General features: G+C 65.6%; 11 protein-coding genes. 4 read left to right on the top strand and 7 right to left on the bottom strand.

The window, feature by feature from the left end:
* Positions 1–117: 117 nt before the first annotated feature.
* From BUA05_RS10845 to BUA05_RS10820, 6 genes are all read right to left on the bottom strand, one after another.
* Entirely contained in the window at positions 118–2913 is a 2796-nt protein-coding gene (locus BUA05_RS10845; RefSeq protein WP_072675032.1) for a 2-oxoglutarate dehydrogenase E1 component, read from the bottom strand.
* 69 nt (positions 2914–2982) lie between these two features.
* Complete coding sequence (gene sucD / locus BUA05_RS10840) at positions 2983–3873, bottom strand: succinate--CoA ligase subunit alpha (RefSeq protein ID WP_072675031.1); 891 nt, start codon at positions 3871–3873, stop codon at positions 2983–2985.
* 294 nt (positions 3874–4167) lie between these two features.
* Entirely contained in the window at positions 4168–4437 is a 270-nt protein-coding gene (locus BUA05_RS10835; protein ID WP_072675029.1) for a hypothetical protein, read from the bottom strand.
* Positions 4438–4442: 5 nt separating this feature from the next.
* Positions 4443–5405 carry a malate dehydrogenase gene (mdh, locus tag BUA05_RS10830; protein WP_072675027.1) on the bottom strand — a complete coding sequence of 321 codons (963 nt, stop codon included), beginning with the start codon at positions 5403–5405 and terminating at the stop codon, positions 4443–4445.
* 237 nt (positions 5406–5642) lie between these two features.
* A complete protein-coding gene (locus tag BUA05_RS10825; RefSeq protein WP_072675024.1) occupies positions 5643–5978 on the bottom strand; it encodes a hypothetical protein in 336 nt (111 codons plus the stop codon).
* 150 nt (positions 5979–6128) lie between these two features.
* Positions 6129–7247: a cell wall hydrolase gene (locus tag BUA05_RS10820; RefSeq protein WP_084662622.1), complete on the bottom strand. Its 1119-nt coding sequence runs from the start codon at positions 7245–7247 to the stop codon at positions 6129–6131.
* A 43-nt stretch (positions 7248–7290) separates the two neighbouring features.
* Between BUA05_RS10820 and BUA05_RS10815 the strand changes: the two genes are divergently transcribed.
* The 3 genes from BUA05_RS10815 to BUA05_RS10805 are packed head-to-tail and all read left to right on the top strand — an operon-like array spanning position 7291 to position 10078.
* Positions 7291–8280: an ABC transporter substrate-binding protein gene (locus BUA05_RS10815; RefSeq protein WP_245790176.1), complete on the top strand. Its 990-nt coding sequence runs from the start codon at positions 7291–7293 to the stop codon at positions 8278–8280.
* The gene (locus BUA05_RS10810) at positions 8277–9296 is read left to right on the top strand and encodes a FecCD family ABC transporter permease (protein ID WP_072675022.1); all 1020 of its coding nucleotides are present in this window, start codon (positions 8277–8279) and stop codon (positions 9294–9296) included. The genes BUA05_RS10815 and BUA05_RS10810 overlap by 4 nt, the downstream gene beginning before the upstream one ends.
* Positions 9296–10078, top strand: coding sequence for an ABC transporter ATP-binding protein (locus BUA05_RS10805; protein ID WP_086616562.1), 783 nt, complete (start codon positions 9296–9298; stop codon positions 10076–10078). The genes BUA05_RS10810 and BUA05_RS10805 overlap by 1 nt, the downstream gene beginning before the upstream one ends.
* A 252-nt stretch (positions 10079–10330) precedes the next feature.
* Here the strand turns inward: BUA05_RS10805 and BUA05_RS10800 are convergent, their stop codons facing one another.
* Positions 10331–10786 (bottom strand): hypothetical protein, encoded by a 456-nt coding sequence (locus tag BUA05_RS10800; RefSeq protein WP_143150303.1) that lies wholly within the window; start codon positions 10784–10786, stop codon positions 10331–10333.
* Between the two features lie 263 nt (positions 10787–11049).
* Between BUA05_RS10800 and uvrA the strand changes: the two genes are divergently transcribed.
* Complete coding sequence (uvrA, locus tag BUA05_RS10795; protein WP_072675018.1) at positions 11050–13980, top strand: excinuclease ABC subunit UvrA; 2931 nt, start codon at positions 11050–11052, stop codon at positions 13978–13980.
* Positions 13981–14211 lie beyond the last annotated feature (231 nt).

Genomic DNA, 14211 nt, shown 5'->3' with positions numbered 1-14211 from the left:
GTGAGCGGGTTCCTGAGTCCTGAATTCTATTCCGTTCGGTTCGAGCGAAGTCGAGAACCATTCATGCGGGGTGTCTCGACTTCGCTCGACACGAACGGTGTATGGTTTGCTATCCGGTTACAGCCCCAGCGCCTCGGCGATCAGCGCTTCCTGCTGGGCCTTGTGGCGGCTGGCGAGCCCGGTGGCGGGCGAGGCGGCGGCTTCGCGCCCGGCATAGATCGGGCGCTTGCCCTGATGCCCGGCGGCGGTCAGCGCATCCTCGACCTGGTTCTGGACGAAGAACCACGAACCATTGTTCCTGGGTTCTTCCTGACACCAGACCACGTCTTCGAGGTTGGCCATGCGGCCCAGCCGCAGCGCCAGCGGATCGCCGGGGAAGGGATAGAGCTGTTCGATCCGGATGATCGACACGTCTTTGATCCCGGCGGCGTCGCGCGCTTCCATCAGGTCATAGGCTACCTTGCCCGAACACAGCACCACGCGCCGCACCGTGTCATCGGCAATCTCGGTGGTGTCCGACAGGATCCGCTTGAACTGCGAATCCCCGAGGAAATCGGCCCGCGCGCTCTTGGCCAGCGGGTGGCGCAGCAGCGACTTGGGGCTCATGATGACCAGCGGCTTGCGGAACGGCCGCAGCATCTGCCGGCGCAGGGCGTGGAAATAATTGGCCGGGGTGGTGATGTTGCAGACCTGGATATTGTCGTTGGCGCACAATTGCAGGAAGCGTTCGAGCCGCGCGGAGGAATGTTCCGGCCCCTGCCCTTCGTAACCATGCGGCAGTAGCATCACCAGACCGTTGGCGCGCAGCCACTTGGCCTCGCCGCTGGCAATGAACTGGTCGATCATGATCTGCGCGCCATTGGCGAAATCGCCGAACTGCGCTTCCCACAGCACCAGCGTGCGCGGATCGGCCATCGCAAACCCGTATTCGAAGCCGAGCAAGGCATATTCCGACAGGGTAGAATCATGCACTTCGAACTTGCCGTGGGGCAGGGTGCTGAGCGGCACATGCTTGCGTTCTGTCTTCTGGTCGACCCACACGGCGTGGCGCTGGCTGAAGGTGCCGCGCCCGGAATCCTGCCCGGACAGGCGCACGCCGTAACCTTCCATCACGAGGCTACCAAAGGCGAGCGCTTCGCCGGTGGCCCAGTCGAAGCCTTCGCCGGTCTGGAACATCTCGCGCTTGGCGGCGAGCACGCGGTCCAGTGTCTTGTGCACATCGAGATCGCCGGGAACCTCGGTCAGCACGCGGCCGAGCGAATCGAACGCCTTGGCTTCGATTGCGGTGTCGACATTGCGGCGCGAGGTTTCCGGGTCGGCCGGCTTGTTCAGCCCCGCCCAGCGCCCGCCGAACCAGTCGGCTTCGTTGGGCTTGTAGCTCTTGCCCGCCTCGAATTCCTCTTCGAGCAGGCGGACGAATTCATCCGCCATCGCCGCGCGGGTGCCGGGCTGGACCACGCCTTCTTCGACCAACCGGCCTTCGTAGATTGTCGAGACCTTGGGATGGGCGCGGATCTTGTCATACATCAGCGGCTGGGTGAACTTGGGCTCGTCGCCCTCGTTGTGGCCGAAGCGGCGATAGCACCACATGTCGATCACCACGTCGCGGTGGAAGGTCTGGCGATATTCGACCGCGAGCTTGCAGGCGAAGGTCACCGCTTCCGGATCATCGCCGTTCACATGCAGGATCGGCGCCATCACGCCCTTGGCGACATCGCTGGGGTAGGGCGACGACCGCGCGAATTTCGGCGAGGTGGTAAAGCCGATCTGGTTGTTGATGATGAAGTGGATGCAGCCCCCGGTATCGTAACCCGGCACGCCCGAGAGCGAGAGGCTTTCCCACACCACGCCCTGACCCGCAAAGGCGGCATCGCCGTGGATCAGCACGGGGAGCACCTGATCCTTGTTCCCCAGATCATCGCGGATCGCCTGCTGCGCGCGGCTTTTGCCCAGCACCACCGGGTTCACCGCTTCAAGGTGGCTGGGGTTGGGCACAAGGCTCATGTGCACCGAAATCCCGTCAAATTCGCGGTCGGTGCTGGTGCCGAGGTGATATTTCACATCGCCCGATCCGCCGACATCATCGGGGTTGGCCGAGCCGCCTGAAAACTCGTGGAAGATCACGCGGTAGGGTTTGGCCATCACATTGGCGAGCACGTTCAACCGGCCGCGGTGGGCCATGCCGTAGATGATCTCGCGCACGCCTGACGAGCCGCCATGCTTAATCACGGCTTCGAGCGCCGGGATCATCGATTCCCCGCCATCAAGGCCGAACCGCTTGGTGCCGACATATTTCTTGCCGAGGAATTCCTCATATTGTTCCCCGCGCAGCACGGCGGCAAGGATCGCCTTCTTGCCTTCGGGGGTAAACTGGATCGTGTCGCCCGGGCTTTCGAACTTGTCCTGCAGGAAGCGGCGCTCTGCGGTGTCGGCGATGTGCATGTATTCAAGGCCGACCTTGCCGCAATAGACCTCGCGCAGGCGCTGGTGGAGCTTGGCCACCGTGGTCCATTCCATGCCGAGCACACCGCCGACATAGACATCCTCGGTCTCCTTGCCGGCCAGCCCGTGCCATGCCAGCGTCAGGTCTTCCGGCCCTTCGCGGTCCGACAGGCCCAGCGGATCGAGGTCGGCGGCCATGTGCCCGCGCACACGATACAGGCGCACCAGCGTCATCGCCGCGATGGAGAGTGCAGCGGCTTTTTCGATGGCCTTGGGGTCCATCGCCTTGCCCGCATCCTTGGCCGCCTTGGCCACCGCAAGCTTCATCTCGGTCGGGTCCATCGCCGCGACAAGATCGGACGCGCTGTCCGAAATCGCATCGAGCCAGCCGCGCTTTTCCCACGAAGGGCCGGGCTGCGGGCCTTCCTGATCGGAGAAGGCGGGAATGAAGTTCTGCGGTTCGTTGCCCATCGGGGGACTCCTGGGGAGGAGGAAGGATGGCCCCCCGCTAATGCGGAGGGCCGATATTCAATACGGCTGTCAGGCCATCTCTTTCAGCATCGCGGCGAGCGTGGTGCCGAGTTCCGAAGGCGAGGGGCTGACGCGGATGCCCGCATCTTCCATCGCGGAAATCTTGTCCTGCGCGCCGCCCTGACCGCCAGAAACGATGGCGCCAGCGTGGCCCATGCGGCGGCCCGGAGGGGCGGTGAGGCCGGCGATGAAGCCCACCATCGGCTTGGCGCGGCCCTTGGCGCGTTCGGCCTTGATGAAGGCGGCGGCTTCTTCTTCGGCGCTGCCGCCGATTTCGCCGATCATGATGATGCTTTCCGTTTCCGGATCATCAAGGAACAGGTCGAGCATGTCGATGAAGTTGGTGCCGTTGACCGGATCGCCGCCGATGCCGACAGCGGTGGTCTGGCCGAGGCCAGCCATCGTGGTCTGGTGCACGGCTTCATAGGTGAGCGTGCCGGAACGGCTGACGATGCCGACGCTGCCCTTCTTGAAGATATTGGCCGGCATGATGCCGATCTTGCATTCGTTGGGCGTCAGCACGCCGGGGCAATTGGGGCCGATCAGGCGCGACTTGGAACCCGAAAGCGCGCGCTTGGCGCGGACCATGTCGAGCACCGGAATGCCTTCGGTGATGCAGATGATGAGCTCGATCTCGGCATCGATCGCTTCGCAGATCGCGTCAGCGGCGAACGGCGGCGGGACGTAGATGCAGCTCGCAGTCGCGCCGGTCGCGGCCTTGGCTTCGGCTACGGTGTTGAACTGCGGCAGGCCGATATGGGTGGTGCCGCCCTTGCCGGGGGTCACACCGCCGACCATCTGCGTTCCGTAATCGAGCGCGGCCTGCGTGTGGAAGGTGCCGGTGTTGCCGGTCATGCCTTGCGTGATAACCTTGGTGTCTTTGTTAACGAGGATGCTCATCGAGATGCCTTTCAGACTTTGTTCAAATATCCGTGAAGAGCTCCGGCTAAGACGCCAGCCAGCGGGAGCAAGAACATAGGGTGGGGGCGGATTCGTCGTTGCGACTGGGGCTTTGACATCATCTCTAGATTGTTCACAATCACGCCAAAAGCTCCAAGACTAAGCCCTAGTGAGACTGCCCAAATAAGCGGACCAAAACTTGCTCGATCGGTCCCACTTCCAGCCCATGAACCAATCAGGAAGCTTATTCCTGTGGCCAGAAGTAGAAACCCTCCAATCAAGAGCGCGGGCCGATTAAACAACAGATATCCCTTCGCGTCCGTAGTAGGCGAACGCGGCGATCAACCATCCCATGCCAGCTGCAATTACTGGACCACCGAAGAAGATGATCCAACCTGGAGTGTCCTGCTTCGGCATTCCCAGAGCTTTCGCCCCCAGAACGATAAATCCGGCAGCTAGCGCGAAGGGAATCAGTATCAGCAGCCCGAACAACCCCAATGCGCCAAGTCCCGATCCTATGATCAGCGCAGCAAAGTGAATAGTGAAGATCACAGACTTTGACATCGAAGTTACGCCAGCGAGCTATCCAGCGCCTTGCACGCGTCGAGCAGTTCCTTGACCGCATCGACGCTGACGCCGAGGTTGGCCTTCTCTTCGTCGGTCAGCGAAATCTCGATCACTTCCTCCGCGCCGCCCGCGCCGATCACCACCGGCACGCCGACATAGAGGCCGTCAACGCCGTACTTGCCGTTGACCTCAACCGCGCAGGGCAGGATGCGCTTCTGGTCGTAGAGATAGGCTTCGGCCATCGAAATGGCGCTGGTGGCAGGCGCATAGAAGGCCGAGCCGGTCTTGAGCAGCGCAACGATCTCGCCGCCGCCCGAACGGGTGCGCTGGACGATTTCGCCCAAGCGGTCTTCGGAGATGCCCTTGATCTTGGCCATGTCCGCAACAGGGATGCCGTTGATGGTCGAGTAGCTCAGCACCGGCACCATCGTATCGCCGTGGCCGCCGAGCACGAAGGCGTTCACGTCCTTCACGCTGACGCCGAATTCCCATGCGAGGAAGGTGGCGAAGCGCGCCGAATCCAGCACGCCGGCCATGCCGACGACCTTGTTCGCCGGAAGCCCCGAAAACTCGCGCAGCGCCCAGACCATCGCGTCGAGCGGGTTGGTGATGCAGATCACGAAAGCATCGGGGCAGTTGTCGCGGATGCCTTCGCCGACCGCCTTCATCACCTTGAGATTGATGCCGAGCAGATCATCGCGGCTCATGCCGGGCTTGCGCGCCACGCCCGCGGTGACGATCACCACGTCAGCGCCTGCGATGTCGGCATAGTCGTTCGATCCGGTGATGCTGGCATCGAAGCCTTCAACCGGGCCGCACTGGCTGAGATCGAGCGCCTTGCCTTGCGGCATGCCCTCAGCCACGTCGAACAGCACGATGTCGCCAAGGCCTTTGATAGCGGCGAGGTGGGCGAGCGTGCCACCGATGTTACCGGCGCCGATCAGCGCAATCTTGGTGCGGGCCATTATTCGAAACTTCCTTCCCTGATCCATCGGGACGAAAAGCGATGCACTTATGGCTGGTGCCGACCCCCGTCCCAAGCGGCAAGGCACCCGTTACAACAGGCGCGGTAGGCCGCTCAAAACACGATTGCAACCGCCAAAAGGGCGGATGCCGTAACTATCTTTGCAAACAGTTTGCAATTGCAATAATGATTTCCGGCCAAGCCATCAGGGAAACGCCGTAGCGCAATCGGTCACGGGTCAGGCGGGGATCGGTTCGCGATTTGCGCTGGCGGCAAGGCGGCGGTCGAACATTCCGGTGATCGCGATCCATTCTGCCGCGCCGGGTGCGTTGCCTTCCAGCCGGGCGCGGGTCGCCTCGGCATGGGCCATGCGCGCCGAATCCAGCCCGTGGCGGGCAAAGTGATGCAGCGCCGCGACCAGCACCGGGTCAAAGGCGCCCGGGGCATCGCGGCCGGGCTGGTCGCCATTGTCATTGGCCGCCATCACCCGCACCCGCGCCACCAGTCCGCGCCCGGCAGCGTGCCGTCCCGCGGTGCGGGCATGATCATGGGCGGGGGCAAGGCGGATCGACATAAGGCGTGGTTCCTGCTGCGGTGGGTGACCAGCAGGGACTGGCGCACCGTTCTGACGATGGCCGCCGGATAGCGCCGCGCGCCTGAACTCTTGGTGCCCGAACAGGGTTTCGCGCAGCTTAACCGTGATTTCGCGATTGCGGGGAGCCGGTTATTCCGTCGCTGCGGGTAAAGCGGGCATATCCGGGCGCGCTTTCCACTGACCGGCGCGGGCATATTCGGCCTTGACCTGCCCCGCGACCTGTCCTGCGCCGCCATAGCCTGCGACCGGGGGCGTGCTGGCGGGCATCGAGGCCGCGTCCGCAGGCTTTGCCGCGGCAGGCCTGCTGTCCGTCCGCGGGGCCAGATCATAGGCGATCATCGGGCGCGCAGCGTTGGCCTCGGTCAGCGACGCGGTGGCTGCGCCGGGCACGGCGCGGGCGCTTTCCAGCCCGGCATAGGCCATCGAGAACGCGGTCTTTTCCCCCGCGCCGCCACGCAGCCGGTAGAACCGGTGCGCGCCGATCGTGCCGATATGGTCAAGCGTTCCGGCCCAGTAGGGATTGACCCAGAGCGTGTGGTAATGCGTGGCATGGCCCACGGGCGCATAGACGCTGCCCGACAGCGCCTGTTCGGCCACCTTTTGCGCCCCGGCCCAGGTCGCGCCCGACGGGCGCCGGGCAAGGCTGCCGTCGCAGGTGAAGGTGAACTGGCAGCCGGTCTTGCGTTCCGACCCCTGATAGACAACCCCGCACACGCTTGCGGGCCATGAAGGGTGGGCAACACGGTTGAGCACCACCTGCGCCACCGCACGCTGTCCCGCCTCGCTTTCGCTGGCGGCTTCGTACCACACGGCTTGCGCAAGGCATTCAACCGCGCGGGCGTGAGTGAGGCCGACGCCCGCGGAAAAGAACGGTTTGGGCGGTGCGCCGACATCGATCAGCGCGCCCAGTTCGCGCCCTTCTTCTGCGCCGGGGGACAGCGGATCGGCTCTGGGCAAGGCCACCAGCGCGGCACCGGGCGGATCGGCGAGGTAATAGAAGGCCGATCCCGGAAAGCTCATCCCCGGTCGTTCAAACGCCAGCGCCGCGGCGGCGGCCTGCCGCGTGGCGAGCGCTGCTTCGGGCTCTGCCGCCGGGCCGGGCAGGGCAACGAGGCTTCCCGGCGCGGCGAGGGCCGGCACCGCGATGGCGGCGGCCAGCACCGCCAGCCGCTTGCGCCAGATGTTGCCTGCCGGGACAGCGGCAGCAAGCGAGGCGATCAACGCAAGAGGGGGGCGGGCAAGGGGCATGACGTCATCCTCGCCCTAGCGCGCCCGATTGCCCCGGGCGAGCGTGCCGCACCCCCGCGTCCCGAAACCGGACAGCCGCAGCCTCGGATATGACCACGCAGCGGAGCTTGCGCGCTTGGCGGCGCGGCCCTATCGCCTGTCACTGGACATGCTGTGGGATCGGGACAGGACTGGCGTCACACGCACGGGCGGCTGGCTGGCCCCAATGCTGGCGCTGCTGGCCGCCGCCTGCGCGCTCACCTCCTGCGCGCCCGCTGCCCCGTCCACTGCCCCGTCCCCTGGCCCGCCTCGGGATGCCGCGCAAGGCCCCGTCATCATCAGTCTCAACCCCTGCCTTGATGCGATCCTGGCAGAGGTCGCCGCGCCCGATCAGGTGCTGGCCCTGTCGCATTACAGCCGTGATCCCCGTTCCAGTTCGATACCCGCCGCCACCGCCGCGCGGTTCGGCGTCACCGGCGGGACGGCGGAGGAGGTGATCGCGCTGGCGCCCGATCTTGTGCTGGCGTCCAGCTTCATCGCGCCCACCACCCGCAGCGCGCTCGAACGGGCGGGGATCAGGGTCGAGACCTTCGGCAGCCCGACCACGGTGGACGAAAGCATCGCGCAGGTGCGCAAGGCCGCCCGGCTGATGCACCGCGGGCCGGAGGGTGAGGCGCTTGTGCAGGAGATGCGCCGGGCCGCCGAACCTGTCGCCGACGCGCGCCCGGTTTCCACCTTGCTGTGGCAACCGGGCGGCATCGTGCCGGGCGAGGCAACGCTGGTGGCGCAAATGCTGCGGGCCAAATCCTTTGCCAATCACGCCGCGGCGATGGGGCTGGGACAGGCCGATTTCGTCGCGCTTGAAACCGTGCTGGCCGACCCGCCCGAATTGCTGCTGGTGGCAGGCGACAGCGCCGCGCAGCGCCATCCGCTGCTCGCCCGGCTGGAAGATACGCGGGTGGAGATGCTCGACCCGCGTCTGCTGTTCTGCGGCGGGCGGAGCGTGGTCGGGCTGGGAATGCGGCTTGAGACATTGCGGGCGCGGCTGCCGTGAACCGTGCAAACCTTGTCTTTGCCGCGCTGCTGGCGGTGCTGCTGCCGCTGTCCTTGCTGGCCGGACGCGTGTGGATCAATCCCTTTGATGTTGCGGGCGGCGGGGTGGCCAATGCCGCGCTGATCCTTGCCGAACTGCGCCTGCCGCGCGCTGTGCTGGCGATTGTCGTGGGCGCGGGGCTGGGCGCGGCGGGGGCGGCGATGCAGGGCTATCTGCGCAATCCGCTGGCCGATCCCGGCCTGTTCGGGATTGCGCCGATGGCGGCGCTGGGCGCGGTGGCCAGCTTCTGGCTTGGCGCCATCATCCCGCCTGCATGGGCCGGATGGAGCCTGCCGCTGCTCGCGCTGATCGGGGCGGGCACGGGCATGGCGGCGCTCGCGCTGATCGCCGGGCGCACGTCGAGCGACGGCGCAAGCGGGTTCGGCGGCGGGGCAGGTGGCGGGATTGCGCTGTTCACCCTTGCCGGGCTGATGATCGCCAGCCTTGCAGGCGCGCTTACCGCGCTTGCCATCACGCTCGCGCCCAATCCCTTTGCCCTGTCGGAGATTGTCATGTGGCTCAACGGCGCGCTGACCGACCGTTCATGGCGCGAGGCTGCGATTGCCGCCCCGCTGGTCGCTGCCGGGATTGCAGTGCTGGGGCTTGCCGCGCGCAGTCTGGATGCGCTGACGCTGGGGGAGGAGGCGGCGCGTTCGATGGGGCTTGATCCGGGGCGGCTGCTGGGGCTGCTGGTGGTGGGTGTCGGGCTGACGGTGGGGGCTGGCGTGGCGGTGGCGGGGATCATCGGCTTTGTCGGGCTGGTGGTGCCGCATCTGGTGCGCCCGCTGACTGACCGCCTGCCTTCCAGCCTGATCGGCCCCAGCGCGCTGGCAGGCGCCTGTCTGGTGCTGGCTGCCGATTCGATCCTGCGCATCCTGCCGCTGGTGACAGAGCTGCGGCTGGGCATTGCCTTGTCGCTGATCGGTGCGCCGTTCTTCCTGTGGCTGCTGATCCGGATGCGGCGGGGGAGCCTGTGATGCTGGCGGCGGAAAACCTTTCGCTGACACGCGGCGGGGTGCAGGTGGTGACCGGCATCTCTGCCACGCTCGCTCCCGGCCAGATCACGGCGATTGTCGGCCCCAATGGTGCAGGCAAATCGAGCCTGCTGCTGGCCCTTGCCGGGCTGCTTGCGCCCACTTCCGGGCGGGCGGCGCTGGACGGGGCCGACCTTGCCGCCATGCCCCCGCGCCAGCGCGCGCAAGCGATCGGTTATCTGCCGCAGGTGCCCGATATTGCGTGGGACGTGGCGGTGGAGAACCTTGTTACGCTCGGCCGCCTGCCGTGGCGCGATCGCGGCACCGCCGCGGTGGAGGCCGCGATTGCCGCGCTCGCGCTTGAACCGCTGCGCCGCCGCCCGGCGAGCCGCCTTTCAGGCGGCGAACGCGCACGGGTCTTGCTGGCCCGTGTGCTGGCCGGAGAACCGCGCTGGATCCTCGCCGATGAACCGCTGGCCGCGCTCGACCTGGCCCACCAGCTCAGCCTGATCGCGCATTTCAAGACCTGCGCGCAGGCAGGGCAGGGCGTGGCGGTGGTGCTGCATGATCTCGCGCTGGCAATGAACCATGCCGACCGGGTGCTGGTGCTGGACGCCAAGGGGGATGGTGGGCGCCTGGAGAGCACGGTGGTGGCTGATGGCCCGCCCGCCACAGCGCTGTCACCCGATGTGATCGGCCGGGTCTGGGGCGTGGCGGCACATTGGCTTGGCCAGCCGGGCGCGCGGGCGCTGGTCAGCGGAAACCCCCAAGCCAGCGGGGTTTGACGGAGTTAGGCCGGGATGCACATTCAGGCTGTGGGCAGGCTTTGGGGGTAAGCCTTTGCAGCGCTGCGCATCCCGGCCCGTCTTCTTCCCGTCGGGAAGCCAGGTTGCGACCCTGCAAGGGACCCGGCCGGAGACTGGTAAAGAGGCTTCCTATCTGCCGTTAAGCCGCATGTCTGGCGACTTCAGTTTTTCTGTAGGGTCGGTCAGAGTCAAAGTAAAATACTGTAATATCAATATTTTAAGGTTTATGAATCATCCTGTTTCGGGCCTGTAACTGCGCGTTATGGGCGCGCAGCGGCTGATGTCACCGGCCTTGCAGGCTTCGACATCGGCACGCCATTGGGCCATTGCCGCGGCATGTTCGCGCGCGTGCCGGGCCCGTTCCGACTCGAAGCTTGCAAGCGCCGCTTCGTATTCGGATTGCTGGCGGGCAATGGTCGCCGCGCGCTCTGCCACGGCTGCTTCACGGGCGCGTTTGGCCGCTGCGTTTTCGGCCAGCTGGCGTTCGGCAAAGGCGGCCTGTTCGCGGTTGAGCCTGCGGGTCAGCGCGACCTCGGCACGCGCCTGCGCCGGGGTGACGGGGATGGAAATGGGGTTGCCCGACGGCTGGTCGCCCGATTGTGCCGATTGCGCCGCAAGCCCCGGTGCGGGCTGGCAGGCCAGGGCGACGGCAGCGGCGGCCATCACGGGTGCGGGGTGGCTGGACATGGCGCAACATCCTTTTTTGCATCGATCGCGAACCCGGCCTGCCAGTGTCGCCATCAGCCCGGGGCGCACAACCCGTCTTTTCCCGGACCACGCCCCCCGGAACCTGTCGCACCCGCAGCGCGGTTTTCGTGCGGTGTCGCCGGAACCCGGACAGCCCCCGGCCCGTTGCAAATCGCAAGTCGGCCGACCATCTGGTGACAGCGCGCCGCAACCACGTGCCGCCGCCTTGACCTTCACGAACATTTCCGGAACAGATCACGCCCATGAGCCTCACCACAATATCCGTTCGCGGTGCGCGCGAACACAACCTCAAGGGTATCGACATTGATCTGCCGCGTGATGCGCTGATCGTGGTCACAGGCCTGTCGGGCAGCGGCAAGTCGAGCCTCGCATTCGACACCATCTATGCCGAGGGGCAGCGGCGCTATGTCGAGAGCCTTTCGGCCTATGCGCGCCAGTTCCTCGAGATGATGCAGAAGCCCGATGTCGAGCATATCGACGGCCTCAGCCCGGCGATCAGCATCGAGCAGAAGACGACCAGCCGCAACCCGCGTTCGACCGTGGCGACGGTGACCGAGATTTACGACTATATGCGCCTGTTATGGGCGCGGGTGGGCACGCCCTATTCGCCTGCGACCGGTCTGCCGATTTCTGCCCAGACCGTCAGCCAGATGGTCGACCGGGTGATGGCCCTGCCCGAAGGCACACGCCTTTACCTGCTTGCCCCGGTGGTGCGCGGGCGCAAGGGCGAATACCGCAAGGAGCTGGCCGAATGGCAGCGCACCGGCTTCACCCGCGTGCGGATCGACGGAGAGATCTATCCGATCGAAGACGCACCCGCGCTCGACAAGAAATACAAGCACGACATCGAAGTGGTGGTTGACCGGATCGCGGTGAAGGAGGGCATCGAAACCCGGCTGGCCGACAGCTTCGAACAGGCGCTGAAGCTGGCCGAGGGGCTGGCCTATGTCGATCTGGCCGATGGCGTGGTGCCGGGGCGCGAGGATGAGGCGCAAGGCGGAGCCCAAGGGCAAAAGATGAAGGGCGCAGGCCTCCCGCCGAACCGCATCGTCTTCTCCGAGAAATTTGCCTGCCCGGTCTCCGGCTTCACGCTGGAGGCGATCGAGCCGCGCCTGTTCTCCTTCAACGCCCCGCAAGGCGCGTGTGCCGCGTGTGATGGGATCGGCGAGAAGCAGCTGTTCGATCCGCAACTGGTGGTGCCGAACGAGGCGCTGACGCTGAAACAGGGCGCGGTGGTGCCGTGGGCGAAGTCCAACCCGCCGTCGCCCTATTACATGCAGGTGCTCGCCAGCCTCGCCAAGGCGTATGGCTTCAACCTCACCACTCCTTGGGCCGATCTGGAGCCGGATCAGAAGCTGATCATCCTCCACGGCACAGGCGGGATGCCGGTGCCGCTGACCTTCAAGGATGGCCGCCGCGAATACACCGTCAACAAGGCGTTCGAAGGCGTGATCGGCAACCTCAACCGCCGGCTGATGCAGACCGAAAGCACCTGGATGCGCGAGGAGCTGTCGAAGTACCAGACAGCGCAGCCCTGCGAGGCGTGCGGCGGCAAGCGGCTCAACGAAAAGGCGCTGAGCGTCCGCATCGCCAACACCGACATCGCCACCCCCGTCGCCATGAGCGTGGCGGATGCCAAGGCGTGGTTCCTCGCATTGGACGCGCAATTGACCTCGCAGCAGAGCCAGATTGCCAAGGCGATCCTCAAGGAAATCAACGAACGCCTCGGCTTCCTCGACAACGTGGGCCTCGACTACCTCAATCTTGATCGCACCTCCGGCACGCTGTCGGGCGGGGAAAGCCAGCGCATCCGCCTCGCCTCGCAGATCGGCAGCGGGCTGTCGGGCGTGCTCTACGTCCTCGACGAACCCAGCATCGGCCTCCACCAGCGCGACAATGACCGGCTGCTGGAGACGCTCAAGCGCCTGCGGGATCTCGGCAACACGGTGATCGTGGTCGAGCATGACGAGGACGCGATCCGCGCTGCCGACCACATTGTCGATCTCGGCCCCGGCGCGGGCGTGCATGGCGGCGAGATCGTGGCGCAGGGCAAGCTCAAGGATATCCTCAAGGCCAAGGGATCGCTCACCGCCGATTACCTCACCGGGCGGCGCAAGATCGAGGTTCCGGCCAAGCGCCGCAAGGGCAACGGGCATCACATCACGGTCAAGAACGCGCGCGCCAACAACCTCAAGGGCGTGACGGCGAAGATCCCGCTCGGCACCTTTACCTGCATCACCGGGGTCTCCGGCTCGGGCAAATCCTCGCTCACCATCGACACCTTGCAGGCCGGCGCGGCGCGGGTGCTTAACGGCGCACGGGTGATCGCCGGGGCGCATGACGCCATCACCGGGCTTGAGTACTGCGACAAGGTGATCGAGATCGACCAGTCCCCCATCGGCCGCACGCCGCGATCGAACCCCGCCACCTACACCGGCGCCTTCACCCAGATCCGCGACTGGTTCGCCGGCCTGCCTGAAAGCCTCGCGCGCGGGTACAAGCCGGGGCGCTTCTCCTTCAACGTCAAGGGCGGCCGCTGCGAGAAGTGCCAGGGCGACGGCCTCATCAAGATCGAGATGCACTTCCTCCCCGATGTCTATGTGACCTGCGAGGAATGCGGCGGCAAACGCTACAACCGCGAAACGCTGGAGGTGAAGTTCAAGGGCCTCAGCATCGCCGACGTGCTCGACATGACGATCGAGGACGCGGAGGAGTTCTTCAAGGCCGTGCCCTCGATCCGCGAGAAGATGCGGATGCTGAACGAGGTCGGCCTCGGCTACGTCAAGGTCGGCCAGCAGGCGACGACCCTGTCAGGCGGCGAGGCGCAGCGGGTGAAACTCGCCAAGGAACTCGCGCGGCGCAGCACCGGCCAGACGCTCTACATCCTCGACGAGCCGACCACCGGCCTGCATTTCGAGGATGTGCGCAAACTCTTGGAAGTGCTGCACCGGCTGGTGGAGGGCGGCAATTCCGTTGTCGTGATCGAGCACAACCTCGACGTGATCAAGACCGCGGACTGGATTATCGACCTCGGGCCGGAGGGCGGCGTGCGCGGCGGGGAGATTGTGGCGGTGGGGACGCCGGAACAGGTCGTCAAAGAGCCACGGTCGTTTACCGGGCAGTATCTCGCTCCCCTTCTCAAGCGCACCCCCGCGCAGGCGGGGGCCTCATGATGGTTCGCGCCAAGCCGCCAAGAGGCCAAGATTGCGGCTTTTCCTTTCAGGGGAGGGGGTAGCCGAAGGCATGTGCTGAGCTTGCCTGCCCCGGCGCAGGCCGGGGTCGAAGGATGGCTGAGGGTGGAGTGGTCGTTTAATAGGAGGTATTTGGCGGAGGTACTGGAGGAATTGGGCAAGGGTACAAATTTTATGTTAGCTGAAAGCACGAAGGTTCTCAGGAAATAAACT

Source organism: Erythrobacter sanguineus, assembly GCF_900143235.1.
Classification (GTDB): Bacteria; Pseudomonadota; Alphaproteobacteria; order Sphingomonadales; family Sphingomonadaceae; genus Erythrobacter; species Erythrobacter sanguineus.
This window is presented reverse-complemented; position numbering and strand designations above follow the sequence as displayed.

Coding starts and splice junctions, on each gene's coding strand:
- BUA05_RS10845 (WP_072675032.1), bottom strand. CDS start 2,913: ATGGGCAACGAACCGCAGAACTTCATTCCCGCCTTCTCCGATCAGGAA.
- sucD (WP_072675031.1), bottom strand. CDS start 3,873: ATGAGCATCCTCGTTAACAAAGACACCAAGGTTATCACGCAAGGCATG.
- BUA05_RS10835 (WP_072675029.1), bottom strand. CDS start 4,437: ATGTCAAAGTCTGTGATCTTCACTATTCACTTTGCTGCGCTGATCATA.
- mdh (WP_072675027.1), bottom strand. CDS start 5,405: ATGGCCCGCACCAAGATTGCGCTGATCGGCGCCGGTAACATCGGTGGC.
- BUA05_RS10825 (WP_072675024.1), bottom strand. CDS start 5,978: ATGTCGATCCGCCTTGCCCCCGCCCATGATCATGCCCGCACCGCGGGA.
- BUA05_RS10820 (WP_084662622.1), bottom strand. CDS start 7,247: ATGCCCCTTGCCCGCCCCCCTCTTGCGTTGATCGCCTCGCTTGCTGCC.
- BUA05_RS10805 (WP_086616562.1), top strand. CDS start 9,296: ATGCTGGCGGCGGAAAACCTTTCGCTGACACGCGGCGGGGTGCAGGTG.
- BUA05_RS10800 (WP_143150303.1), bottom strand. CDS start 10,786: ATGTCCAGCCACCCCGCACCCGTGATGGCCGCCGCTGCCGTCGCCCTG.
- uvrA (WP_072675018.1), top strand. CDS start 11,050: ATGAGCCTCACCACAATATCCGTTCGCGGTGCGCGCGAACACAACCTC.